Here is a 25,234-nt window from a genome sequence, read left to right on the forward strand (position 1 = left end):
TGTACTCCTTGATAACTTGGTAATTTTTTAGCCTGATAATAGTGTAAATACTTAGTTATCCACGATTCCTGTGGATAACTATGTGGACTAAAGTGTAAGTTTACGTTGCTAAGACGGTTTGATTGGCTTGGCTACAAGTCAATAAAAAACTACAATGTTTTTAATTTCCTTAATTTCAATAGCTTATGGTGGTTGTGTACTTTATTTAATAATTAGATTGATTTTTAACCACCTCATTTTTTAACTATATTACTTGTGTTTTATTATTCCTTGATATCCCAATTGTATAAGTTTGAGGTTCTTTTAGTTATGACACCTCAATACAGGAATGTGTTACGTATTTATTATTATGGCATTAAGCTAACAATCGTTTTTGATAAAGGGGGGGGATCGGATAAATCTACACTAGGTAAAAGTTAGTTAATCTTTTACAATGTACTGCTACATATTATTTACCCTGACAGACTCATAGAATCACTGATAATATTAAATGACCAAAACTAATACTGTTACACCTAATAAAAAACGAGTTAATCTACTCGAAGACCCTGTTGCTAATACTTTAAAGCGTATGACCATTCCAATGATATATGGCATGGTGCTTTTGATGACATTCAACTTAATAGATACATTTTTTGTTGGACTTCTCGGGACACAACCCCTCGCAGCTATCAGTTTCACATTCCCTGTTACCTTCACTGTACTTAGTTTAACTATTGGTTTAGGTATAGGAACCTCTGCAGTTATCGCTAAGTATTTAGGGAAAAAAGATACAAAGTCTGCAAAAAATGCGGCAACAGCTGCATTGTATTTAGCCGCAATTATAGTTGCGTGTTTATCCACAGTGGGTTATTTCATTACCGATCCATTATTTACTTTACTTGGTGCCCAGCCATCTTTATTGCCTTTAATTCATGAATATATGGATATTTGGTATATCGGAAGTGTGTGTCTAATTGGTCCTATGATAGGCAATGCAGTATTACGTGCATCAGGAGATACTAAAACACCCAGTATGATAATGGGGAGTGCCGGACTGATTAACGCCATACTTGACCCTATTTTTATTTTTGGATTCGGGCCAATCCCAGCGATGGGTATACAAGGTGCAGCAATTGCCACATTAATTTCGTGGATTTTTGGTTTAGGTTTCGTATTGTACATTTTAACTAAAAAGCACGATCTTATTCATACAACTATGCTGCCTATAAAAGAGCTGATTGTTGCCTGTAAAGATATCTTAAAAATAGGTCTGCCTGCTGCAAGCGCAAATATGTTAACCCCCTTAGCTGCCGCAATTATGACTGCAATAGTGGCTTCTTATGGTGAAGCAGCTGTAGCAGCCTTTGGTGTTGGCTCAAGACTTGAATCAATAGCTTGTTTGATAGTACTAGCCTTATCGATGACTTTACCTCCATTTATTAGCCAAAATTTTGGAGCGGGTCAATTACATCGCGTCGAAACGGCTTACAAAGTTGCAATAAAGTTTATCCTAGTCTGGCAAATAGTCATTTATATTATATTAGCTCTATGCGCACATTGGATCGCAAGTGTTTTTACCAAAGAGACTGAAGTTGCCGATTTAATTAAACTCTTTATTTGGATACTCCCACTAGGGTATGGTTTACAAGGCATTATCATATTAACTAACTCATCATTTAATGCTTTGCATAAGCCAATGATTGCTTTGGGGTTAAGTGTCATACGATTATTTGTTTGTTATTTACCATTAGCCTATATAGGTAGTTTGTTTTACGGCTTAGCGGGTTTATTTGCCGGTGCTTTGCTTGGCAATGTATTAATGGCCATGATTTCTTACCGATTATTTAGCAAAGAGTTTATTCATAATGAGTCAGCTTCACCGGAGCAAGTGGTATGAAAAAATTAACTATTTGCTCAGAATATACTCCTAGTGGTGATCAACCAACAGCGATAAAGCAACTGTTAGAAGGTATTGAGTCGGGTTTAGCCCATCAAACGCTTTTAGGTGTAACCGGCTCAGGTAAAACTTATACCATTGCCAATGTGATTGAAAAACTTAATCGACCTACCATGATGTTAGCGCCCAACAAAACGTTGGCGGCGCAATTGTATGGTGAAATGAAGGAATTTTTCCCAGATAATGCCGTTGAATACTTTGTTTCATATTATGATTATTATCAGCCTGAAGCTTACGTGCCAACGACAGATACTTTCATAGAGAAAGATGCTTCAGTTAATGAACATATCGAGCAAATGCGGCTATCGGCTACTAAGGCACTGTTAGAGCGCCGAGACGTGATTATTATTGCTTCTGTGTCGGCTATTTATGGTTTAGGTGATCCTGACTCCTATTTAAAAATGATGTTACATATCAGTCGAGGTGACATTATAAACCAACGCGATATTTTACGTCGTCTCGCTGAACTACAATATACTCGTAATGATGTTGCTTTTGCGCGTGCCACTTATCGAGTGCGCGGTGATGTTATTGATATTTTTCCTGCTGAATCTGACCGGCTGGCTTTACGTGTAGAGCTATTTGATGAAGAAATAGAGCGGATAAGTCAATTTGATCCGCTAACAGGACAAGTTGAAAGAACACTGGATCGGGTAACAGTATACCCAAAGACACACTACGCAACGCCTAAAGAGAAAATCATAGCAGCAGTAGATAAAATTAAAATAGAGCTGAAGCATAGGTCACAACAACTCAAAGATAATAATAAATTAGTCGAGGAACAGCGCCTTACTCAACGAACCCAGTTTGATATTGAAATGATGACTGAGCTTGGTTATTGCTCTGGTATCGAGAACTATTCTCGCTATTTATCAGGGAGAGAAGAGGGAGGAGCACCACCAACCTTATTCGATTATTTACCTGATGATGGTTTACTTATTATTGATGAATCTCATGTTACCGTGCCACAAATTGGCGCTATGTATAAAGGAGATAGATCGCGTAAAGAAAACTTGGTGGAATATGGCTTTAGACTACCGTCCGCTTTAGATAATAGGCCAATGAAGTTTGAAGAGTTTGAAGCGATCTCTCCACAAACAATTTATGTCTCGGCCACACCAAGCAAATTTGAATTAGAGAAATGTGGTAGCGATATTGCGGAACAAGTGGTTAGACCGACAGGGTTACTTGACCCAGAAATCGAAGTTAGACCGGTTGAAACACAAGTTGATGATTTATTATCAGAGATAAATAAACGACTACCGCTAGACGAAAGGGTCTTAGCCACTACATTAACTAAACGTATGGCCGAAGATTTAACGGATTACTTGTATGACCATGGCATTAAAGCGCGCTATTTGCATTCAGATGTTGATACGGTTGAACGGGTAGAAATTATAAGAGACTTTAGACTAGGTAAATTTGATGTTTTAGTGGGTATTAATTTACTTCGTGAAGGTTTAGATATGCCAGAAGTATCTTTAGTGGCAATTTTAGATGCGGATAAAGAGGGCTTTTTACGTTCCGATCGTTCTTTGATTCAAACGATTGGCCGAGCTGCGCGTAATCTCAATGGTCGAGCAATACTGTATGGAGATAGAATTACGGGCTCTATGCGACGTGCTATTGATGAAACAGAACGACGTAGAGTGAAGCAACACCAGTACAATTTAGACAACAATATTACCCCCCAAGGCGTTGTTAGAAGAATTACCGATGTTATGGGCGTGGGAAGTTATAGTGATGCTAAGTCACTTGATAAAGTTGCAGAAGCTAATACAAATTATCATATTAACCAGCAGGCGGAAGAACCTCTATTAACCACGTCACAAATTGACACTAAAATAGTTGAGCTTGAAAAGCTAATGCAGGGGCATGCGCAGAATTTAGAATTTGAACAAGCTGCTGCTATGCGCGATAAGATAGCAAAATTACGAATACAGCAACTATCTACTTAACTTGAACTAGCTAAATATCCAATCAAGGTTTCATTTTATTTGATTCTCAAGGCAAAGCGTTAATGAATAGCTGGCTATTTATCGATGTTTTAACGATGAGAATCGCATAAAGAGGAATGTTGAGAAAGTACCGCTTCTCCAAAGTTCAGGTTATTTAAATAGAATTCAGATTATTTCAGCTCTTGTATTGAATAATGACCGAGAATATTAGCAATCGCGTCACTACTACAGTGTGGAAGGTGGCTTATCTCTTCTATTATTTGGTCTTGAATATCGACAGGAAACAATAATAGCCGTTCCATATAAAGGTGGGCCTGAGTTTCATTATTTGAGTCAATCATCTGCTTTAAAAGTCGTGCTTGATACTTCCAAGTCGCACTCATAAGACATCCTCAATTATTCATTGAACACCTTCTAAGTTTAGAGCTAAAGCGACCTAACGGTTATAAAATTTTTGTCTTAAAAGTAAATAATGGAAAGATAATAATCTATAGTTAGATATGCTATTTAAAACATTATGTTAAATGGTTCACAAAATAGAATAAAAGAGGATTCTGTCCGAATTGCCGCTGTGGAGGAACCTCTCGTGATGATTTCCTCGTCTGAATCGTGTAAAACTTCGATGACACATCTCTTCATCAATTGCTAACTTATCAGCAAAATTCTACTAAATATAGCTGATAAAATAGCTGATGTAGTTTGACTCTGATTCAAAGATAGTCGCAATATGTGCACCTAATTTTGTTTCAGGCAGAGTTTCATTTTTGTAATTTACTCTACCTGAAATTAGTTCAACGTTCTTTATTCGTATGGGATTGGGTCAGTGGCATTGTTTTCTTCAAAAGCTTCTAAGCGCTCTTGGCACGAACCGCATTTCCCACATGCTTTCTCTCGACCGTTATAACAGGTCCAAGTATTACTATAATCTAGCCCCATTTTTATACCATCAGCAAGGATCGCTGTTTTATCGACGCTTAAATAAGGACTAAATATTTCAACACTTTCATAATTTGCAATTTTACAAACATCATTCATTTTTTCAACGAATTCAGGACGACAGTCTGGGTAAATAGCATGATCGCCCGAATGAGCACCATAATAAACCTGCTCTGCTCCAACCGATACAGCATAAGCTACGGCTAACGAAAGTAAAATCATGTTACGGTTAGGCACCACAGTTGACTTCATACTTTCTGCTTCGTAATGACCTTCAGGAATATCAATGTCATCTGTTAATGAAGAGCCAGCAAGTAATTGATTGATTGCTGAAATGTCGATTACCTTATGGTTAACCGCTAACTCTTTACAAACAATGCTAGCGCACTCCAACTCTTTTACGTGGCGTTGGCCATAATCAAAGGACAAAGCAAAGACTTCTTTTCCGTCTTTTTTAGCACGGTTTAATACAGTAAAGGAATCCATGCCACCAGAATAAATAACAACAACTTTTTCAGCCATTTGAAAGCTCTCTTAATTGATCTAAGGTATAATAATAAACAACTGTTATTTTACTTGAAATAAGTAACAGGCTAAAGCAGAAAGTGAATACCACATAAAATAAACCACATTGCAGAAGAGAAAACCATAACACCCATGAACTATAAAATTAATGAGCTTTTTGAAACCATTCAAGGGGAGGGCTCCTTCACGGGCCAGCCGTCAATTTTCATTCGACTACAAGGTTGTCCTGTCGGATGTTCGTGGTGTGATACTAAACATACTTGGGATATAGAACTAGACGACCAAGTCAGCCCTGACATTATGTTAGCTAAAAAAGCTGAGACTTCTCAGTGGGCTAATTTTTCGGCTGAAGATATTCTAGCGTTAGTGAAGGAAAAGCATTTTAAAGCAAAGCATATTGTTATCACTGGCGGTGAACCTTGTATGGTTGACCTAACGCCACTTTGTGAAACCTTTGAAGACCTAGGTTATAGCACGCAAATTGAAACATCTGGTACCTTTGAAATTATTACCACAGAAAAGTGCTGGGTAACCGTATCTCCTAAAATCAAGATGCGCGGTGGTTATGATATTTTAGCAACCGCTATGTCACGTGCTAATGAAATAAAGCACCCCGTTGCTACAGAGCAAAATGTAGATGATTTAAAAGAGCTATTGGCAATGCATCAGGTTGAAAATACCCCGGTATATCTACAACCAATTAGCCAAAAGAAGCGGGCAACCGAGTTAGCAATAGCAACATGTATAGCTAACAATTGGCGCTTATCGGTGCAAGTTCACAAATATATTGGTATCGAATAAAGGAAACTGGGTCGCTTAGTTAACCGGTAAAAACTCTGGGTACGCGTTTAGACACTCGAGTTAATAATTCATAATTAATGGTATCGCTGTTTTGTGCAACGATATCAATACTTAAATTTTTGCCCCATAACTCAACTGTATCTCCGATTGCAGTATGCTTTAAATCTGTAATATCTACAGTGATCATATCCATTGAAACACGGCCAACGAGAGGTGCCTGAGCGCCATTAATAAATACAGGTGTACCTGATTTAGCGTTGCGAGGATAACCATCAGCATAACCAATAGCTACTGTTGCTAGTTTCGTTTCTCGTTCAGCTTGCCAATTGTTGCCATAACCTACTGATTCACCAACGTTCACTGTATGTATTGCAATAATATTAGCTTGTAATGTCATAGCGGGGATGAGTGGTTGGCTTTTGGGACTATCACCTATAGGGGATGCACCATAAAGTGCTAAGCCTAATCGATTGTAATGACCATGACTTTCGGGCCAGTTCAAAATACCTGCAGAGTTGGCCATACTATATTTACAACCATGTTTTGCAACTAATGCCTTTAATTTAGCGAGTTGCTTGGCAGGTCTAGCACAATCAATTTGGTCAGCTGTGGCAAAATGTGAACATAATACCAAGTTATTTATTTGTTGAGCTGATAATTGCGACATAACGTTGTCAATTTGCTCAACTTGGAATCCTAAACGGTTCATTCCCGTATCGACTTTTAGCCAAAGTTCACCAGAAAATTCAGGGGTTATTGATTTTAGCCACTCTAGTTGATAATTACTGTGCAGCATTAAAGCAAAATTATTTTCTAACGCTATCTCAAAGTCACTTTCGTTAAAAGGACCTTCAAGAATGAGTACCGTGTTTTTAATGCCAGCATCACGAAGCGCTAGCGCTTCATCAATAAAAGCAACCGCAAATACTTTAACTTTTGAACTTAAAGCGTGAGCTACTTTACTGGCATCATGGCCATAAGCATCAGCTTTGAGAACGGCAATGGTATTGCTGTTACTTGCAAGATTATCAAGATATTGATAATTTTTAACGAGAGCGTCTAAGTTGATAATGGCTTGTGTCAGTCTGGAAGTATAACTCATGTGATAATTCTAATGTTTTACTGATGAATAGTGGAGGAAAGTAAAATTAAGGCAACGAAATAAATGTCGTTAATTTTTCTATTTATTATAAGTTATCCGTGTACCATGATCAATATTGCGGGCCTTAGCTTAATCCTTGATTTTATGGTTAAGCGATTATATTTAAAACAAGATCCTAGTAACCATAACGAGAGAATTTCATGAACACGCAAGCAAAGTTAGTTAATGAGCTTAAAAATATAACAACAGAAGGACAAAACCCTAACACGCTAGATATAGACTTGCTTGATTCACTTGGCGTACTTAAAAAAATAAACACAGAAGATCAAAAGGTTGCTTCAATTGTTGGGCTGTTACTCCCTGAAATATCCCAAGGGGTTGATCTTATTGTTGACGCTTTTGCTTGTGGTGGTCGATTAATTTATATCGGTGCGGGGACTAGTGGGCGGTTAGGCGTACTTGATGCGGTTGAGTGCCCACCTACATTCAGTGTATCGAGTGAGCAAGTTATAGGTATTCTTGCGGGCGGTGCTGGCGCTATGTATAAGGCAGTTGAAGGTGCTGAAGACAATAGAAAACTGGCAATTGATGATTTGAAAGCGATTAACTTATCGAGTAAAGATATTGTAGTGGGTATAGCTGCCAGTGGTCGAACGCCGTATGTGATATCAGGAATGGCTTTTGCCAGAGAACAAGGCGCTAAAGTGATAGGTGTTAGTTGTAGCGCTAATAGCAGTTATGCACAAAACTGTGATATTAATATTTGTGCTGTCGTTGGCGCAGAAGTATTAACTGGATCCACCCGAATGAAGTCAGGCACGGCACAAAAACTCATTTTGAATATGCTTAGTACTGCCAGCATGATCCGCAGTGGCAAAAGCTATCAAAATCTTATGATTGATGTGAATGCCAGTAATAAGAAGCTTTATGCACGTGCTGTCCGTATTGTGATGCAGGCGACAGAATGTGATTTTGATACAGCAGAAATGGCACTAGCCCAAGCAAATAATCAAACAAAATTAGCCAGCTTAATGGTCTTAACAGGCTTAGATAGCACTCAAGCAAAAGCTGCGTTAGCTTCTAATAAAGGCTTTTTACGTAAAGCGGTAGAGCAACAAGGCTGTTAATGTAACGTCTATGAAATTAGTTAATCCTATCAAAGTAATTATCTTATTCCTTAGCTTTTATGCATGTTCTTTTATCTTGCCTGTTAGTGCTAATACTAGCAAACCGGTAGAACACAATATAATTGTTGGCGCGGAGCAAGTTGAGCAGTATCTTCCCCAGCTAAAGGGAAAAAATGTCGCGTTAGTAGTCAATCAAACATCTAAGGTCTTTGACGAACATTTAGTGGATGTTTTGTTGAAGAAAGATATAGATATTAAGATGATCTTTGCACCCGAACATGGCTTTCGTGGAAATCGTGATGCGGGTGAAAAATTTGATTCAAGTATTGATACTAAAACGGGCATACCGCTCGTTTCTCTCTATGGTAAAAACCGCAAGCCATCGTTAAGTACGATGAAAAACCTCGATGTAATCATTTTCGATATTCAAGACGTTGGAGTCCGTTTTTACACTTACATCAGTACTATGCATTATATGATGGAAGCCGCGGCTGATGCGGGAGTTGAATTCATGGTGTTAGATAGGCCTAACCCTAATGGCGCCTTTGTTGATGGCCCGATACTTGAAGAAGAGTTTCGTTCATTCGTAGGCATGCATCCAATCCCTTTATTACACGGAATGACTGTGGCTGAGCTTGCGCTTATGATTAAAGGAGAAGGGTGGTTAACAAGTGAAAAAGAGCTTTCTCTTACCGTTCATAAAGTACAACATTATCAAAGAAATTCCCCTTATAGTTTACCAATAAAACCAAGTCCTAACTTGCCAAATGCGCATTCAATTGCTTTATACCCCTCATTAGCCTTTTTTGAAGCAACACCTGTTAGCATTGGCCGAGGAACGCCTTTTCCATTTCAGGTGATCGGTCATGAAAATATACATATTGGCGGCTTTAATTTTACCCCCATTTCAATGCCAGGAGCGGCGAGTAAACCTAAATTCATGAATATAAGGGTACAAGGAGAGGACCTTCGCCAGGTTGTTAGTCATGGTTTAAATTTGCGTTATATTTTGAGCTGGTATAAAGCCTTTGCAGAGAGAGAGGTTACTTTCTTTAATAGTCCAAAATTTATGGATAAATTGGCGGGTACGGATAAATTAAGGAAAGCCATTATGGCAGGAAAAAGTGCAGAGCAGATTAGATTAAGTTGGCGAGCGGGAATTATCGATTTTAAGCAAAAACGCAAACCTTACCTGTTATACCACTAATACTAGAATTAGTGGTTATCCCCTTAAGAAATTATTTAAGCTGCTGTTTTGTTACTGCCGGTATTTTTTACCTTATATAGCGCTTTATTTGCACGAGTAATTAAATCATTAAGATCTTCATCATACATTTGTGCGACAGCGGAACTACAGGTTATTTTAATATCATTTGGCCAGGTGGCTTTCTGTATTCTTGCTCTTATTTTATCTGCAACATCAATCGCTTGAGATAACTCAGTGTCTGGGCATACTAATAGAAACTCTTCTGAATTCCATCGGGCTACCGTATCACTGGAGCGACAGGTATTATCAACTTCATTGACAAACTGCTGTAGAATTTTATCTGCTGTTTTATGACCATAATTTGGATAAAGATCCTCAAAATAATCGATATTGAGGAAGATAATGCTTAGTTTTTGTAGATCAGTGGGCGCCAATTGATCAAAACATTTTCGTAATCCAATGCGATTTAGTGCGCCTGTTAGCGGGCAACTCATGGCACCAAATTCAATAGTTTGACTCGCTTGCTCAGGTATTTCAACCTCCACTTTTTTAGCTGGTACTAAGCGTCGAATAACATAGCCCAACGCTATACTCCATAACATAATTAATACGCCAACAAGTGTTGTTGTGCCAATATACTTGCCTTTTAATTCAATGCGTTCAACGGTTAACTCATATTTCCCTGGCTGAACTTGCACAGAGGGTGTTATGGCAATGGAATAAATATTTGAAAAATCAGTACCACCATTATTTAGCATTAAATTATGACTGTTATTCCACCATTGAGGGATAGAAAAATCAGATAGTTTTAGCCAAATAGGGTTAGTTACGTATGCTTCTAAATACTCTAAGCTATTGTGTTTTAATATTGTTTCGTTTCCTTTTACAGAATAATTAGTATTGAAGTTACGTAGCTCAATACGAGTACCCGGTTGTGTTGGGTGACTATGCTTAATCCATAAGCCGATTTGCTCATAATTAGATAAGTCTAAACCAGTAAAGGGGGCTTGTTTGCTCAAATCTTGTAGATTTATGATTAATTCACAATAAGACTGAGCTAGATGAGATTTTGTTATTTGGCAGGTGAATTCAAGACCATGATTGGTTTTTACTACTTTAGCAACCGATGCACCCAGCACTTCACGATCATCCACAACCTTAATATCTGCAGCATTTAAATTGATTACCTTATGCTTATCAATGTTAAGAAACAGTAATGCTAAAATGAGTAAAGATAAAAATATCAGTGAAATAGCGGCATAAAGTTCTTTGCTTTTCTGAGGATTATTTGCTGTTTGCATAGAAAAACTGTTCCTTAAACTAGGTGAGCGTGTTCAATCGTTTTATCTCAAAAGGTAAAATTAAGATAAATTTTATTTGAGGATAATTGAACATCAAAGCAGTACTACCTTAAAAGTAATACAGCATTAGTAATATTACCAATATCATTAGCCTATAGCTAAATTAGTAATGATCAATTGATTTACATCAAAAGGGTTACAGTCTTTAAAGTAGTGACATGTTTATAGCTATTACCATTATTTTATTGGAATCCTTTGAATTGAAATAATTCAAAGGATTCTGCACCATGTATCTCAATTGGTAAGGGATATAAAACCACAGAAAAAGGCATTGAATAAAGGCTGTTCCGGTAACCTGTTTTCACTAAAAAGAGGTATACCACTCAATAGATAGTTAAATTATCTAAATAATTCTTGGCTTGAATTATGCGTTTAATTGTACGATTTACAGCTAATGAAAATTAAAAAAGCTTTTGTTTATATTGAATATATTAAAAATAATATTAATCAGAACATTGTGAATATCCTTTAAAATATACCCTTAACTGACTAATTCAATCCATTGCAAAAATGCTCTTATAGGCTAAACTTTTTGTAAATTAGTAAAAAATATTTACTTTGCCAATGTATATCGCTGTTTGAGGGGTAAATATGGATTAATTTTCATACTTCGGGGGTATCATTATGAGTCAATATTTTCTCACCACCTGTTATCAATCAGCATTATCAGTGGCGCAATTTATGCCACAGAGAAAAACCAACCTTTTAATCGTTTTTTATCATTTCCTATGTATTCAATTCAATATGCCGTCGCCAATTGGTTTATATCTTCATAAATCAGGCAATTCTTCATTAGCAAATTTTAAAATGTACTTATCCTTTTTAGATTGTTATCGATCCTTTTGCCTCTGGTTTGTTATCTCACTTTCATCGTTTAAATGTGTAAGTGCCCTCATAAAGATATCAATACCTCGAGATCTCTACCCAGAGACAGACAATTATCTCGTTGATTATGGCTAATCCTTAGTGGGTGCCTAAACAAGAACAAATCAACAGTTACATTTTGAATAAAAATAAATAGTTATACATTTCAGGTACAAAAGGGAAAGTATTATGAATAGTTTTACCAATAGAGAGCAGATTACCATTCCTCAACAATTTGCGCTTCGTTCTTGGGTTTCTCTAGAACCCGGTCTAGAGGAAAATGAGTGGGTATTGATAGACAACCGCAGCGGAGCTATTTGTACCTGTAATGACAGTGCAGGGGTATTGTTGGTCGCTTTACAAAATGGCACCACTTGCGACCAACTAGCTGATGCATTGACCAGTCGATTCGATGTGTCGGTTATAGAAGCCAGACAAGATGCACTACTTTTCATTCAACAACTCAGTGGCACAGGATTTGTTTATGAAAACTTCTAATACTCGAGTCGCCATTTCTGGTTTTGGTGGTCTTGATATTCCACATGCAGGAGCCAGTGTTGCTCGTGCATTACGTGCAGGTTGGCAGGGACCACTTATTATTGATGCTCTGGTTGATGATTCCGCTATGACTGGAGCTTGGCAACCCGGAATAGTTGATACAGTGACACGAATCCAAAGCCCTCTTAAAGGAGATGAAGCGTTTTATTTAAGCTTAATCAATGCACAAAAAAAACTAGGATTTAATGCTTTTATCCCGTGTTTAGAACAAGATATTGCTGCCACGGCAAGACTAGCAGATCGACTACATAAAAATGGCATAAACACACTGGTACCCAATGCCGATAAAATGGCTCAGTTGAGTCCACTTACCTTAGCTTCTTATCTACACCAAAATCATATCGCATACCCTCACAGTTTAATTGCCCACCATTTGCATGAAGTCGCACATTATGCCGATCATCTTGGTTATCCTGTGCTAGTCAAAGGGGCAGAGTTGGAATTAATTGCCCATAACGCCGAACAGGTATTACGTTTTTCATCTGCGGTGCTTGAGCGAGATAGACGCTCAGGAGTACTACTACAGGCGCGTATTGCCGGTGAAGCTTATTCGCTGGTTTGCCTCATTAATCAAGATGGTGAGCGCATTGAAAACCTCTCATGTAGAAAACTGGCTATAAATAGTAATGGTCATTCGGTTTGCAGCAGCATCATAGATAGCCCAGAGTTAGAGGCGCAAGGACTGGAAATCATCAAAAAGCTAGGTGCTCAGGGACCTATAACTTTAGATTTAATCCACCCAACTGGTGGTTCAGTTTACTTTTTAGAAGGCGTCAAATCCTGTCTCCCTGATTGGTGTATGCTGGCTCATTGGGCCAATAAAAACTTAGCCGTAGAACTACTGAAACTATTAACTGAACCTGAGGTTGATGAAACGATAGTCCCATTAAATCGTTCAAATGAGGCCCCGTTGTTAGTTCGTAGTATCACAGAAGACGTAGTGCGACTCGATGACATGCAACATCTGGATCGTCATGGCCACATAAATATGACAGAAATGAATAACTGTCAATCACCAAGTAATAACAACAATAAACCAATAACTAATGGAGGCGGACTGCGTGTCGCGGTTACCGGAACCAGTAGTTTTGATCTTGTTAATTCGGGTATTGGCGTTGCCAGAGCGTTGCGCAGTGCTTCTGACGACTTGCATTTAATTGGTCTATGTTATGGCACCTTTGATTCTGGGGCTTATAACAAAGAGTTGTTTGATGTTTGTTTTCAGTTACCTATAACAGAAAATGAAAATACCTTATTCGAGCGTTTTAAAAAAATTATTCAAATGCAGCCCATCGATGTGTTGATTCCTTGTTTAGATGGCGAAATACCATTTTTTATTAAATTTGCCGATGAGCTAAAAAGAATGGGCGTTCATACTTTATTACCCAATTTAGATAGTTTTGAAAAACGCAGTAAAACACAACTATTTAGTGGCATTTATGAGGCGGATCAACAGGGCTTTATAATCCCTGAAACTATTAGTGCCCGTAATGAAGATGAAGTATTAGCAGCCGTTAAAAAAGTCGGCTTACCTGCCGTGGTAAAAGGACCTATCTCATTTTGTGTGTCAGTCATTGATGAAAGTCAGGCAAAAGCTGCATGGCACACACTCTATTATGATGGAATGAAAGAGGTCTTGATTCAGCCAATGATCAGCGGGCCAAGTTTTGCAGTGGCTACCGTATGTAACCATCGGCACGAACCGCTAACGATGCTAACGGTAAAAAAATTGAGTTTATGCCCCAAGGGCAGCACCTGGCGTGCCATGCGTTTGCCACAAGTAGAATTAGAAGCAGCCTTTGCCCGCTTCTTAAAAGAGATCAAATGGGTTGGGCCGGTAGAGGGCGAATTCATTAGAGACGAGATCCTAGACCGTTTTTATCTTATAGAGATTAATCCACGTTTTACTGGCTGGATCTATTACTCAGCAACACTAGGATCGAACCATCCCCAGCAGGCTGTCCATACCGCACTAGGTGAAGAAATCATCCCTGAACCAGACAAAACAAATCTGGTATTTGTAAGAAGTTCTACTGAACTACGTTTACAGCCTTATCAGTTAGCCTCTTTTTCGACCAAGGGATATCTACATCATAATCGAATTGCTTCAGACCAAATTAAGGAAAATTGATATCATGACAATTGCACTTAAACCCTATCATCGGCCAATTATAGAGGTTTTGCCATTTTTGGCTTTGGAGAAACACCAACTCCATAATATAACGGTAGCAGCAGATGAACCCTTAACTCTGGATACTGTTGGGTTATTGCAAAAGTTTGGCTCTCCACTTTATGTAGTTTCAGAACAAAGATTACGTCAAGATTTTAAAAACTTCAAACGCAGTTTTAGTGATGAACACGTTAATACCAAAGTGGCATATTCCATAAAAACTAATTACTTACCAGCAGTTTGCGCCATACTTCGTCAAGAAGGTGCCCAAGCTGAAGTAGTTTCTGGCATGGAATATGAGTTAGCACGCACCTTGGGTATCCCGGGCAAAGATATTATATTTAACGGGCCCCATAAAACTCAGTCAGAACTGAAATTGGCACTTAGCGAGGGGGCATTAGTAAACATTGATAATTTCAATGAACTAGAACACATAGACAGAATTTCTGAGGAGCTCATTACTCCGGCTAGAGTGGCTATTCGAGTGAATTTTCGTTTTGGAACTAACCCTTGGACCAAATTTGGCTTTAACAATGAAAATGGGGAAAGTTTAACAGCGCTCAAGAAAATTTCCCGCAATAAAAAGCTTCAATTTGAAGGATTCCACTGCCACGTAGGTACCTTTGTTTTGGTCCATGAACTTTATGCCAATGCCGTCGAAAAGCTCATAGAATTAGCAAAACAAGCACGAGAAATAGGGCTCAACCCGACGAGTATAGATATTGGTGGGGGCTTTCCTTCGGCCAATACGCTTAGACCTGAGTATGACTTACCCGGAGGCAGTCAACGTGCAAATAATGATTACTTGCTACCTTATGCGGAACATATTTTCGGGCAATTACGTAAACATAGTGAGTTGTTTGGAAATAACCCAACATTGATACTAGAGCCTGGACGAGCGATAGTCGATGCCTCGACACAACTCTTAAGCACCGTCATTGCAAAGAAAGAAATAATTGGAGGTCGAAACGCGGTTATTATTGATGCAGGGGTTAATCTGGTTCCTACCGTTTGTTACTACAATCATCAAATAAAGACAGTTGCCGCAACGAAAAGCGAAGAAAGAGGGTTATTAAAGCCAGTCGATATCTTTGGTCCTTTGTGTATGCAAAGTGATAGATTGCGTGAGCAAATATTGATGCCTGCATTAAATGTCGGCGATCATCTCAGTATCGGTAATGTTGGTGCATATTGCCATACTCAGTCGAATCAGTTTATTCAACCCAGACCCGCGACCATATTATTAGGTGAGCATGGGCCAGAACTTATAAGACGTGCCGAGACTTACAAAGATATATTTGCGCTTGATCTATTACCAGGCCGACTGCGTGATGATAAATGTCAATTTTAACAATCATTTTACCGTTCAATGCAGGTCATTCGCCCAACTTGCCTTTTTAGACCGAAAAACGTCTGGTCTATTAATTTTTTTAGCCATTGCCATGGTTTCTGTGTGGTCGGCTGTTGCCGCTGTGGTTGGTGTATTAATTAACAATAGCGTAAGCCTCGTCATTAAAGATTATACTGTGCAAGAATGGAGGCTTGGCATCGCAGGTTATAACGGCGCAATAGTCGGTATGTATTGGGGTGACTCTATATTTAGCATCATGGGGTTGTGCTTGTTTCTTGTTACATTGCTAATTTGCCTGTTGATTGAATTTCGATTACGCGCTTTGCTCATTCCAAAGCAACTGCCAATATTGTCTCTTCCCGCTATGGTTAGTATTTTGGTCATGGTATTCACCATTTCATTGTTTTCCTTCGATACAAATCATCTTTTATTTACAGGGGCGGCTGAGCCTGTCTTGCAAACATATAGCAGAGAAGTTGCGATAATTCTCGTGGTGTCCGCTATGGCGTATCAATATCCGCTAGCCACGTTACAAACCCTTGGGATCAGCTTAACAGGTGGCCTCGTAGCTCAATGGTTAACGGGATTAAATTTATATGCTTTGGTCGACTTATGGGCAATTAACTTAGTGCTGGCTTATTTCTCGATAAAAACGCTATTTTTAAAACATGCTAGGTTAGCTACTATCGCGGCAATATTTAATGCGCTGTTAGCTTGGATTATTTGGTATTTCTGGTTAATCACTGGATTAGAACAGTTAAGCGCGCCTCTGTTAATCCCCTTTATCATGAGCAGCTTGATAACACTAAGTTTGTACAGACAATATATAAATCATAACTTACTACAAAGCGAGCTTTGGAGAACATTTAAGTTAATGCTAATCAATCGCTTAAGGGCTAAACAATGTGTGGCTATTACGGGCTCAGGAATACGTAAAGGAACACTACCAGATTATCCCTCCGGGCAATGGTTAGATCCCAAGGTCCCAATCACTAGTTATACTTTGGCTGAATTTAAAGCATCGAAACGTTGCCGTTATCTCTACTGGAAAGCATCCTATGACTATTATCAGCAAGCGTTGACAATTAACAAAAATAACATTGATGAACAACTCGATTATTTGTTGAACCATTATTTATCGGGGTTATTTACTGAAACAGTTGATAGCCTTTTTAATACTGAACAGCATCCGGTTTACGAATGTTATGGTTCAATAAAAAGGTTATATTGCCTTGATTGCGCGAAGCAGCAAGCGTGGCCTCCTATACCTCTGTGGTCACAACGCGATCTTCATTGTCAACATTGTTCGGGGTTATTAAAGCCACAAATTCTGGCTGCAGATGAAAATATTGACTCAGAATGTTACCAAGCCTTGCAAAAAAATATGATGGAATGTGGCTGTTTGTTGGTGATTGGTGTACCTACAATAACCCCCGTAGTGTCGATGATTATCGAAAACGCCAACGCTAATAAAATACCCATTATTTTTATCGGTACAATACCCTTTGGTTATTTCGTAGAAGAAAAAGATGTACAGCTCACAGGTGACATCGCGCACTGGCTAGCAGAGATTAATGGGTTCATAAATCTACTCCATCCGTTGAAGTGGGGCTGTAAATGGAAAAAATGACAACTATCCTGACCAAGTTAAAACTAATCGTGTTTCTCGCTATCTGTATGGCGGTTATAGCGCTGATATTATTGCAGTTGCCTGAAAATCAGCAGGGAAAAGTTATCTTGTTGTCGAACACTGACTCGGAAGATAAATATTCGATGTCAGCTACCTTAATGCACGCTAAAGGAGTTGGACCCCATCCTGCTGCTGTTTTACTACATGGCTGTTATGGAGTTTCAAATAAACACCATCAGTGGAGCAAAACCCTGAATGAATGGGGTTATACAACATTGATTGTAGATAGCTTTAGTTACTTAGGTATCAAAGATATTTGTACAGCCGATGACAAAATATGGCAACAGTTTAACCAACGAAGACCAAAAGATGCTTTGGTCGCACTAAATTATTTACAATCTCTCAGTGAAGTAAATCCAGACAACATTGTTTTATTCGGCTGGTCTTATGGCGGTGCCATAACATTAAAAGTATTAGAGCAGAATTCTGCTACAAAAAAGCAAGGTTACAGTGCTGGCATCGCATTTTATCCGAGCTGTTGGCAGTACCAACAGTACCTAATGTCGGGTAAACAATATAAAGCTAATGTACCTGTACGCATTTTGATGGGTCAAGACGATGAATGGACTCAACCAATTCATTGTCAGCAACTATTAAATAACAGTAAAGCTGATTCACAACAGCAATTATGGACGTTTACTGGGGCGTATCATAATTTTGATGATCAACAACAGCGCTACCAGTTATTAAATAATGTTCGGCGAGAATCAAAGCAACAGCCCTGGGGAAGTGTCCGTGTTGGTTATAACAAACAAGCACACCTTGATGCACAAGCAGCTGTACGAGAGTTTTTAAATAACAACTTAAGTGAGTAAAACAAAGATTGAATATTTTATTGAGAATGTTTAATTGGAGGATTGAGTTCTACCAGAATGTAGAGCCGCTCCATGGTTAGCTTTCCTCTAACAAAGCAAATAGCCGACTAACAGTTCAGTTAAGCGAATTATTGCTTTTAGGTAACCTAAACGGAGCAACTATACGCGCTAGACAATATTATTTCTTACCGTAGAGCTGTTCAGCTTTGTTATACATTAACCATGAAGTGACTACATATTTCTCATCAGAAAGTGGAATATGACCTTTATGTGTATGAGTAAAACCCGCAGGAAAAATAACTAAAGAACCTTTTTTAGGTTTAACTTTTATTCCTTGATAATGAAATTCAGTTTCGCCACCTTCTTCGACATCATTTAAGTAATACAAAAAGGCTAAGACTCTGTGTAGTGGTTTATTGTGCGGCAGTTGCGGAAAAATTTCTGAATGCCAGTAATGATAACCACCAACCCCTTGTTCATATTTTTGAACAGTAAAGTTGTCGTAGCAAAAAACGTACTGGATCAGTTGGTCTAGATAAGCGGTGCCTAAACGGTCAAAGTTCTCTTTAGTCACTGAAGCAGGCATGCCTGTTTCTGGATCTGTCACCGTTGGATTCAGTGCTGAAATTAATGCCATATAATGCTCAGTTAAATAAGCTTTTACATGGGGATAGCTGGCATTTACAAGTTCAAGTTGCAGTGCTTGCCACTCTTTATCAACCATAGTGACATCATGACTATCTTTTAGGTCTGTATTCACACCGCTACCAACTCGACCACTAACGACTTTATTACTTTTTTGATGGCCTTGCATGAGTTTGTCGCAGAGTTCATCGGATAGGGCATTGTTAAACACACCAATAAATTGGCTCATAAGAGATCCTTTAAAATATTATCCAGAGGGATAATGACATGTTGCTTTCACTTTTTCATTAATTATTTAACATCAAAATAAAGATCTGTTAACACTATTGCAACAAATGTAAGGTTGGTGTTATATTTTTATGGCTTTGATGAAAAATCATTGTGTACTGAATTTGTATAAAAAAATCAATAATTATAATTAACGTACTAGGAAACAAACATGTCAAATAATAAAAAATGGCTTAAATTAGCAACAAATAAAACAGTAGTACTCACTACAATAAGTGTTCTGTCACTATCAATATCGTCGGCGCTTCATGCAGCACAACCCGTCGGAGTACAAACCACAGATAATTTATTATCTGCAGTCGCTAGCTCACCTTTACCGAAGCGTTTTATTATCAAATATAAGCAATCGGGTGATTCTCAATCAGGTAACCAAAGTGTTATGAATAACGCTGCAGGTTTTAGCGATATGGCAAGCCCTACAGCTTTTGCTCAGTTAGCGGCAGTTAAGACAAAATTAAATAAAATGGGCGCTAAAGTTAAAGGCGAATACCCAGACATCAATATGATCAGCGCTGAATTGTCTACATCCGATGTAATGAGCTTAGCGGTCGATGATAATGTTGAATACATAGAAGAAGATTTACAACGTCGTTTTATGGCTCAAACCGTACCTTATGGTATTGGTATGGTTCAAGCTGACCAAGTAGATGATACGGTTGCATCAGCTAACTCTGGTGGTAAAAAAATCTGCGTTATTGACTCAGGTTTAAACTTACCTCATGAAGATATGGGCGCACAAGGCGGCACCATTACCGGTACTAGTGATAGCGGAACAGGCAATTGGTTTGATCACGGTGGGCCGCACGGCACTCACGTAGCAGGAACTATTGCAGCACTGAATAATGGTATTGGTGTTCGTGGTGTTATTGGAACCGATCCTAATTTACATATTATTAAAGTCTTTAATGAAGCAGGTTGGGGTTATTCTTCTGACTTAGTTAGCGCGATTAATAAATGTGTAACGGCTGGCTCAGATGTTATTAACATGAGTTTAGGTGGAACGGGTTCAAGTGTTAGTGAAAAAAATGGCATCCAGGCCGCTTATGATGCAGGTGTATTGCTTATCGCAGCAGCGGGTAATGATGGTGTTGCAACTAGCCCTACCGATGTAGAAAGCTATCCAGCATCGTACGACTCAGTAATGTCAGTAGCCGCTATAGATAGCGCTAAAGTATTAGCTGATTTTTCTCAGAAAAACAGCCAAGTTGAAATATCAGGTCCAGGTGTTGATGTTTATTCAACTTACCCAGAAGGACTAGGATCAGTGGTTGAAGTGTCAGTTTCAGGCACGGCTTATTCGGCCAATGCCATGGAAAACCAAGGTAATGCTACTGGTTCTTTGTATGACTTTACTACCGGAGAAGCAATTGATTCAGGCGCTAGCGGTAGTGTTTGTTTAATTCAACGAGGTAATATTTCTTTTCACGATAAAGTTAAAGCCTGTCAAGACAGCGGTGGTGTAGGTGCAATTTTATATAACAATGCAGCTGGCAGCTTCGGTGGCACTTTAGGCGATACAAACGCAACGAGTATTCCTAGTGTTACCGTGTCTGATACCGATGGCGAAGCAATGTTAGCGAATATTGGTTTAAGCACTACAGTCAATATTGGCGCTGGTAACTACGGTAAAATGAGTGGTACTTCAATGGCGTCTCCACATGTTGCCGGTGTTGCTGCGCTAGTTTGGAGTCATCATCCAACCTGTACTAACGTTGAAATACGTAATGTACTTAACGCTACCGCACAAGATCTTGGCGCGACAGGACGTGATGTTAAATTTGGTTACGGTTTAGCCCAAACTAAAGATGCCATTGACTATATTGCTGCTAATGGTTGTGATGGAAGTGGTTCAGGTGGCGGCGGTGGTACAACACCAGATGATACCGTACTCGAGAATGGTGTTGTTAAAAACGGTTTAACTGCTTCTACAGGTAACGAATTAGTCTTCACCATGCAAGTACCTGCTGGCGCAACTGATATCAACTTTGCTACGACTGGTGGTACTGGTGATTCAGATTTATATGTGAAGTTTGGTGCAGAGCCAACAGACAGTGTTTACGATTGTCGTCCATATAAATCAGGTAATGTTGAATCATGTGCAAGCACACAAGAAGGTGGCACTTATTATGTGAAACTTAAAGCATATAGTGACTTTTCCGATGTTACTTTAACAGGTAGTTTTACTGAACCTAGCACTGGTGGCGGTGACACTGTTAATCCAATTGATAGCACAGTGAACGATGTTACTGTTGCTAGAAGATCATGGACGCGTTACACCCTAGACTTAGCAGAAGGTTATGCAGATTTAGCGGTAACACTGTCAGGTGGTTCAGGTGATGCAGATTTATATGTAACGCAAGGTAAGCAATCAACAACGTCTACTTACGATTGTCGTCCTTATAAAAATGGCAATGATGAAAGCTGTAACTTTACCGCACCTGCTAGTGGCACTTGGTACATTGATATCTACGGCTATTCAGCAGCATCGGGTTTAACGCTTAACTTACAAGCGACACCAGAGTAATTTGATAAGATAATTTCAGTTAATAGAATGATTTAATAACTGATCTAATAAATGATTTAAAACTGTTAATTTAAATAATTGGTAATCAAAATATTAAAAAAGGGTAACGCAAGTTACCCTTTTTTTGCTTGTTATAAAGTGTAACGATAGCGATCAACTTTATTGACGGGCTTAACTTTATTGATTAGCATAAGCGTCGAATATTCTTACATTTTTAATAGTAGAGCATACGTTACAGATGAAAAACACTTGGATTGGCTTAGTACTAGTATTATTGATTGCATTGCAATCATATGCTGCTGTGGCTGATTCAAATGAAAGTCATGTAGTCGATTCTCAACATATTCAAACAGAACATTCCCATGATAGTGATGATATCGAAATTTCCGATGAATCATCTGACTCTGAACATAACATTAAAGATTGCCATCATTGTGGTCACTGTCAAGGCGCTCACACTCAATGGGTTGCGACTAATAAATCGACACTACCAACCCCTGAATTTATCATCACCAATCAATATTTTTATACTGATCATTTAGATAAAGTCTTCACAGAAGAACCTGTACGCCCCCCAATCGTTTAATTTAATTTTAAAACTAACTCCGTAACAAATTTATTCTTAACTAGCACTTAGCTTAATTTAATTTAAGTAAGCCTAGTGGGTTTATCTTGGTTTAGTTGCGGCATTTTATTATTAAATTAAGAGATTATTATGAAATCTTTCTCAGTAAAATCTGCTGGAATCGTATTATTGATAGGCTTCTCAGCAAGTTTATCTGTTAGTTGCTTTGCTTTTGCCAAGTCAACGTTATCAAGTGAATGGCTTGATCAACAAATCAATAAACACCCTGATATTGTCTCAGCACGTGAGCTCATGAATGCTGAGTTTTACAAAGCACAGGGCAGTAAGTTACCACTTTACAACCCCGAACTATCTACAGGTTATGAACGCGAAGGTGATGGCAATAATTACAATATTGGTATTAGCCAAACGATCGACTTGTGGGATAAGCAGGTTGTTAATGTTGCCATCGGCGATAAAATATTAACGGCGGCCAGTAAACAATTTACTTATGCGATAGCGCAAAAAAAAGCACAAGCCTTAAAAGCACTTATTAATTGGCAACTTGCCATGGATAAGTCATCACTTGCGTTTGAACAAGAACAACAATTAGAGATCTTGCTTAAAATTGTGACTAAAAGGCAGAAAGCGGGTGATCTTGGTCAAGTTGATGCTGAGCTAACCTTCTTAAATTTGTCGCAATTACTCAATAAAACGGCCCAAATACAAGCACAATTAACCCAAGCGCAAGCTCAAGTTAATGAGTTATTGCCTGATTGGCGTCCTGATACGCAAGTATATCCAGAGCAGGGCTTGGGCGTTACAAACTTTCAAGTAGCTGAACAGTGGTTAACGCAGCACCCGCAAGTATTAGCCTCTCAAGCACTATGGCAGATGCAAAAAAGCAAAGCTCAATACGCCATGCTTGAAACCAAAGCCGATCCTACCATTGGAATAAGTGCCGGAAAAAATGATGTCGATAATGTCATCGGAGTCACTTTTTCCATGCCACTCAATATTCGTAATGATTACCAAGCCAATGCCAAAGCTGAAAACCAACAAGCTAACGCTGCCGAGGCAAGTTTTCGTTCAGTAATGCGCAAACAAAAGTATTTAATACAGGCAAGTACCGCCTCATTAATCTCTAATAAAAAATACCTTGGTCGTTGGCAGCAGTTAATGCAAGGGCGCGGCGAACACAGCGCTCAGTTATTGCAAAAACAATGGCAAGTAGGTGATTTAAATACCTCAGATTATTTATTGGCATTACAACAAAGAGCGGAAGGTTTATACGCGGGTATTGAATTACAAGCCCAGTTCAAAATAAGCGAAGTGCAATGGCTACTCGATGTAGGTCAATTAAGTGTGGCAACCAAGCTATTAAACTAAACCTATTATCTCACTTTACGCTGCTCGATAAGCGTAAGTTGTTACAGAATTTGGAATTAAAAAATGAAAAATATAATGACGAATATTACCAGCAATAAAGTTTCTAAAAAAATGAAACTCATTACCTTAAGCAGTTTATTTATCGGCTTAGCTGTCGCTTCAACCACTGCATTATCATACAAGGATACCGCGCTAGTAAATGCGGCGTCGGTAGAGCAATCAATCGAAATAAAAATTGACCATGATCATGACGCTGAAAGTGAAAACGTACTTGATAAAAGTGGTCATGAACACGGTAGTGATGACAGCAAAGACGATCATGCGACTGAGGAAAAATCTGATGACGGTCATGACCATGGTAGTGAAACAGCAACTAAAGCAACGACTGAAGCAGAACATGAAGAAGGCATAAGTTTTAGTCCTGAAAAAATGGCACTCGCCAATATCAAAGTGACTAGCTTAAAGCCGGCAATATTCGCCAAAAGTGTCTATGCACCAGGAGAAATAAAAGCGAACGGTTATACCAGCTATATTGTCTCCCCACGTACTGAATCGGTAGTGATCAGTCGTCATGCCATTTTGGGTGAACATGTTACTAAGGGTCAGGCTTTGGTTACATTATTTAGTGAATCAATGGCTGAAGCACAAGCACAATATCGTGTTGCATACAGTGATTGGCAGCGCACTAAAAAGTTGGGTCTTGGCACGGTTAGCGAAAGCCGTCTGTTAGCCAGTGAAACAGATTATATCTCTGCTTATGGTCGATTAACTGCCTTTGGTTTAACCAAAGCAGCCATTAAAGATATTGTAAAAAACAACTCTTCAAACCTCGGCGAATATACCTTAGTGGCTCAGCGTTCTGGTGTGGTTTTAAGTGATGATTTTTCTCAAGGGCAGCGTGTTCCTGCAGGTGAAAAAATCATGGTATTGGCTGATGAAAAAGACTTATGGGTTGAAGCGCGTGTTTCGCCAAATAAAAAGTTAAGTCTTCCTATTGGCACCATAGCAAAAGTTGAGTTTGCCGGGCAAATACACGTGGCTAAGGTCATTCAAGAAGCCCATACCATTGACCCAAGTACCCGTACCCGAATTGTAAGATTGTCGGTTGAAAATACTGACGACAGTTTGCATTCAGGCATGTTTGTGAATGTTAATTTTCAGTTTGATAGCAAAAGTCCCGTAATAGCGGTACCAGAAACGGCATTAATGCGCGGTGCAGATGGTGATTGGACGGTATTTGTTGAAGACCACCCAGGTGAATTTAAAGCGGTTGAAGTTGAATTAGGCCAGCCATTAGGTAATTACCGTCAAATTATCGGTATCGCGCCGAATACCCGCGTGGTGACAAAAGGTGCATTTTTTGTTGCGTCAGAAATAGCAAAAGGCGGATTTGATCCGCATGGCCATTAGGGAGGAATA

General features: G+C 38.8%; 19 protein-coding genes. 14 read left to right on the forward strand and 5 right to left on the reverse strand.

Features of this window, described 5'->3' with window-relative positions:
- The first annotated feature begins 490 nt into the window (after window positions 1-490).
- Together CXF79_RS11910 and uvrB are read left to right on the forward strand one after the other, a co-directional pair.
- Window positions 491-1,879: an MATE family efflux transporter gene (locus CXF79_RS11910; protein WP_101155118.1), complete on the forward strand. Its 1,389-nt coding sequence runs from the start codon at window positions 491-493 to the stop codon at window positions 1,877-1,879.
- Complete coding sequence (uvrB, locus tag CXF79_RS11915) at window positions 1,876-3,897, forward strand: excinuclease ABC subunit UvrB (RefSeq protein ID WP_011043684.1); 2,022 nt, start codon at window positions 1,876-1,878, stop codon at window positions 3,895-3,897. Before CXF79_RS11910 ends, uvrB begins: the two co-directional genes overlap by 4 nt.
- Before the next feature lie 170 nt (window positions 3,898-4,067).
- Here the strand turns inward: uvrB and CXF79_RS11920 are convergent, their stop codons facing one another.
- Both CXF79_RS11920 and queC read right to left on the reverse strand, forming a co-directional pair.
- A complete protein-coding gene (locus tag CXF79_RS11920; RefSeq protein ID WP_011043683.1) occupies window positions 4,068-4,280 on the reverse strand; it encodes a hypothetical protein in 213 nt (70 codons plus the stop codon).
- Window positions 4,281-4,698: 418 nt separating this feature from the next.
- On the reverse strand, window positions 4,699-5,355 hold the full coding sequence (queC, locus tag CXF79_RS11925; RefSeq protein WP_011043682.1) for a 7-cyano-7-deazaguanine synthase QueC: 657 nt from the start codon (window positions 5,353-5,355) through the stop codon (window positions 4,699-4,701).
- 135 nt (window positions 5,356-5,490) lie between these two features.
- Between queC and queE the strand changes: the two genes are divergently transcribed.
- Entirely contained in the window at window positions 5,491-6,159 is a 669-nt protein-coding gene (gene queE, locus CXF79_RS11930) for a 7-carboxy-7-deazaguanine synthase QueE (protein ID WP_101155120.1), read from the forward strand.
- Between the two features lie 19 nt (window positions 6,160-6,178).
- Here queE and alr read toward each other — a convergent pair whose 3' ends face one another.
- Complete coding sequence (gene alr / locus CXF79_RS11935; RefSeq protein ID WP_101155122.1) at window positions 6,179-7,261, reverse strand: alanine racemase; 1,083 nt, start codon at window positions 7,259-7,261, stop codon at window positions 6,179-6,181.
- Between the two features lie 200 nt (window positions 7,262-7,461).
- On the opposite strand from alr, the gene murQ reads away from it, so the two are divergent.
- On the forward strand, window positions 7,462-8,388 hold the full coding sequence (gene murQ, locus CXF79_RS11940; protein ID WP_101155124.1) for an N-acetylmuramic acid 6-phosphate etherase: 927 nt from the start codon (window positions 7,462-7,464) through the stop codon (window positions 8,386-8,388).
- 10 nt (window positions 8,389-8,398) lie between these two features.
- Window positions 8,399-9,595 (forward strand): exo-beta-N-acetylmuramidase NamZ family protein, encoded by a 1,197-nt coding sequence (locus tag CXF79_RS11945; protein ID WP_101155126.1) that lies wholly within the window; start codon window positions 8,399-8,401, stop codon window positions 9,593-9,595.
- Window positions 9,596-9,630: 35 nt separating this feature from the next.
- Here the strand turns inward: CXF79_RS11945 and CXF79_RS11950 are convergent, their stop codons facing one another.
- Window positions 9,631-10,896, reverse strand: a complete 1,266-nt coding sequence (locus tag CXF79_RS11950; RefSeq protein WP_101155128.1) for a GGDEF domain-containing protein — start codon at window positions 10,894-10,896, stop codon at window positions 9,631-9,633.
- 1,113 nt (window positions 10,897-12,009) lie between these two features.
- On the opposite strand from CXF79_RS11950, the gene CXF79_RS11955 reads away from it, so the two are divergent.
- Genes CXF79_RS11955 through CXF79_RS11975 form a run of 5 tightly spaced genes read left to right on the forward strand, consistent with a single transcriptional unit; the run spans window position 12,010 to window position 18,404 of the window.
- A complete protein-coding gene (locus tag CXF79_RS11955; protein WP_011043674.1) occupies window positions 12,010-12,318 on the forward strand; it encodes a PqqD family protein in 309 nt (102 codons plus the stop codon).
- A complete protein-coding gene (locus tag CXF79_RS11960) occupies window positions 12,305-14,509 on the forward strand; it encodes an ATP-grasp domain-containing protein (RefSeq protein WP_101155130.1) in 2,205 nt (734 codons plus the stop codon). Before CXF79_RS11955 ends, CXF79_RS11960 begins: the two co-directional genes overlap by 14 nt.
- Window positions 14,510-14,513: 4 nt before the next feature.
- Window positions 14,514-15,899, forward strand: a complete 1,386-nt coding sequence (locus tag CXF79_RS11965) for an alanine racemase (protein ID WP_101155132.1) — start codon at window positions 14,514-14,516, stop codon at window positions 15,897-15,899.
- Entirely contained in the window at window positions 15,880-17,529 is a 1,650-nt protein-coding gene (locus CXF79_RS11970) for an urea transporter (protein WP_101155134.1), read from the forward strand. Before CXF79_RS11965 ends, CXF79_RS11970 begins: the two co-directional genes overlap by 20 nt.
- Window positions 17,517-18,404 (forward strand): dienelactone hydrolase family protein, encoded by an 888-nt coding sequence (locus CXF79_RS11975; RefSeq protein WP_101155136.1) that lies wholly within the window; start codon window positions 17,517-17,519, stop codon window positions 18,402-18,404. The genes CXF79_RS11970 and CXF79_RS11975 overlap by 13 nt, the downstream gene beginning before the upstream one ends.
- 178 nt (window positions 18,405-18,582) lie before the next feature.
- Here CXF79_RS11975 and CXF79_RS11980 read toward each other — a convergent pair whose 3' ends face one another.
- Window positions 18,583-19,278 (reverse strand): 2OG-Fe(II) oxygenase, encoded by a 696-nt coding sequence (locus CXF79_RS11980; protein WP_101155138.1) that lies wholly within the window; start codon window positions 19,276-19,278, stop codon window positions 18,583-18,585.
- Between the two features lie 210 nt (window positions 19,279-19,488).
- Here CXF79_RS11980 and CXF79_RS11985 point away from each other — a divergent pair, with 210 nt between their 5' ends.
- The 4 genes from CXF79_RS11985 to CXF79_RS12000 all read left to right on the forward strand — a co-directional run bounded on the left by CXF79_RS11985 (window position 19,489) and on the right by CXF79_RS12000 (window position 25,225).
- The gene (locus CXF79_RS11985) at window positions 19,489-21,861 is read left to right on the forward strand and encodes a S8 family serine peptidase (protein WP_101155140.1); all 2,373 of its coding nucleotides are present in this window, start codon (window positions 19,489-19,491) and stop codon (window positions 21,859-21,861) included.
- Between the two features lie 238 nt (window positions 21,862-22,099).
- Entirely contained in the window at window positions 22,100-22,447 is a 348-nt protein-coding gene (locus CXF79_RS11990) for a DUF2946 domain-containing protein (protein ID WP_101155142.1), read from the forward strand.
- A gap of 129 nt (window positions 22,448-22,576) precedes the next feature.
- On the forward strand, window positions 22,577-23,815 hold the full coding sequence (locus tag CXF79_RS11995; RefSeq protein WP_101155144.1) for a TolC family protein: 1,239 nt from the start codon (window positions 22,577-22,579) through the stop codon (window positions 23,813-23,815).
- A gap of 63 nt (window positions 23,816-23,878) precedes the next feature.
- Window positions 23,879-25,225, forward strand: a complete 1,347-nt coding sequence (locus CXF79_RS12000) for an efflux RND transporter periplasmic adaptor subunit (RefSeq protein ID WP_101155146.1) — start codon at window positions 23,879-23,881, stop codon at window positions 25,223-25,225.
- Window positions 25,226-25,234 lie beyond the last annotated feature (9 nt).

Source organism: Colwellia sp. Bg11-28 (assembly GCF_002836245.1).
Lineage (GTDB): Bacteria > Pseudomonadota > Gammaproteobacteria > Enterobacterales > Alteromonadaceae > Colwellia > Colwellia psychrerythraea_A.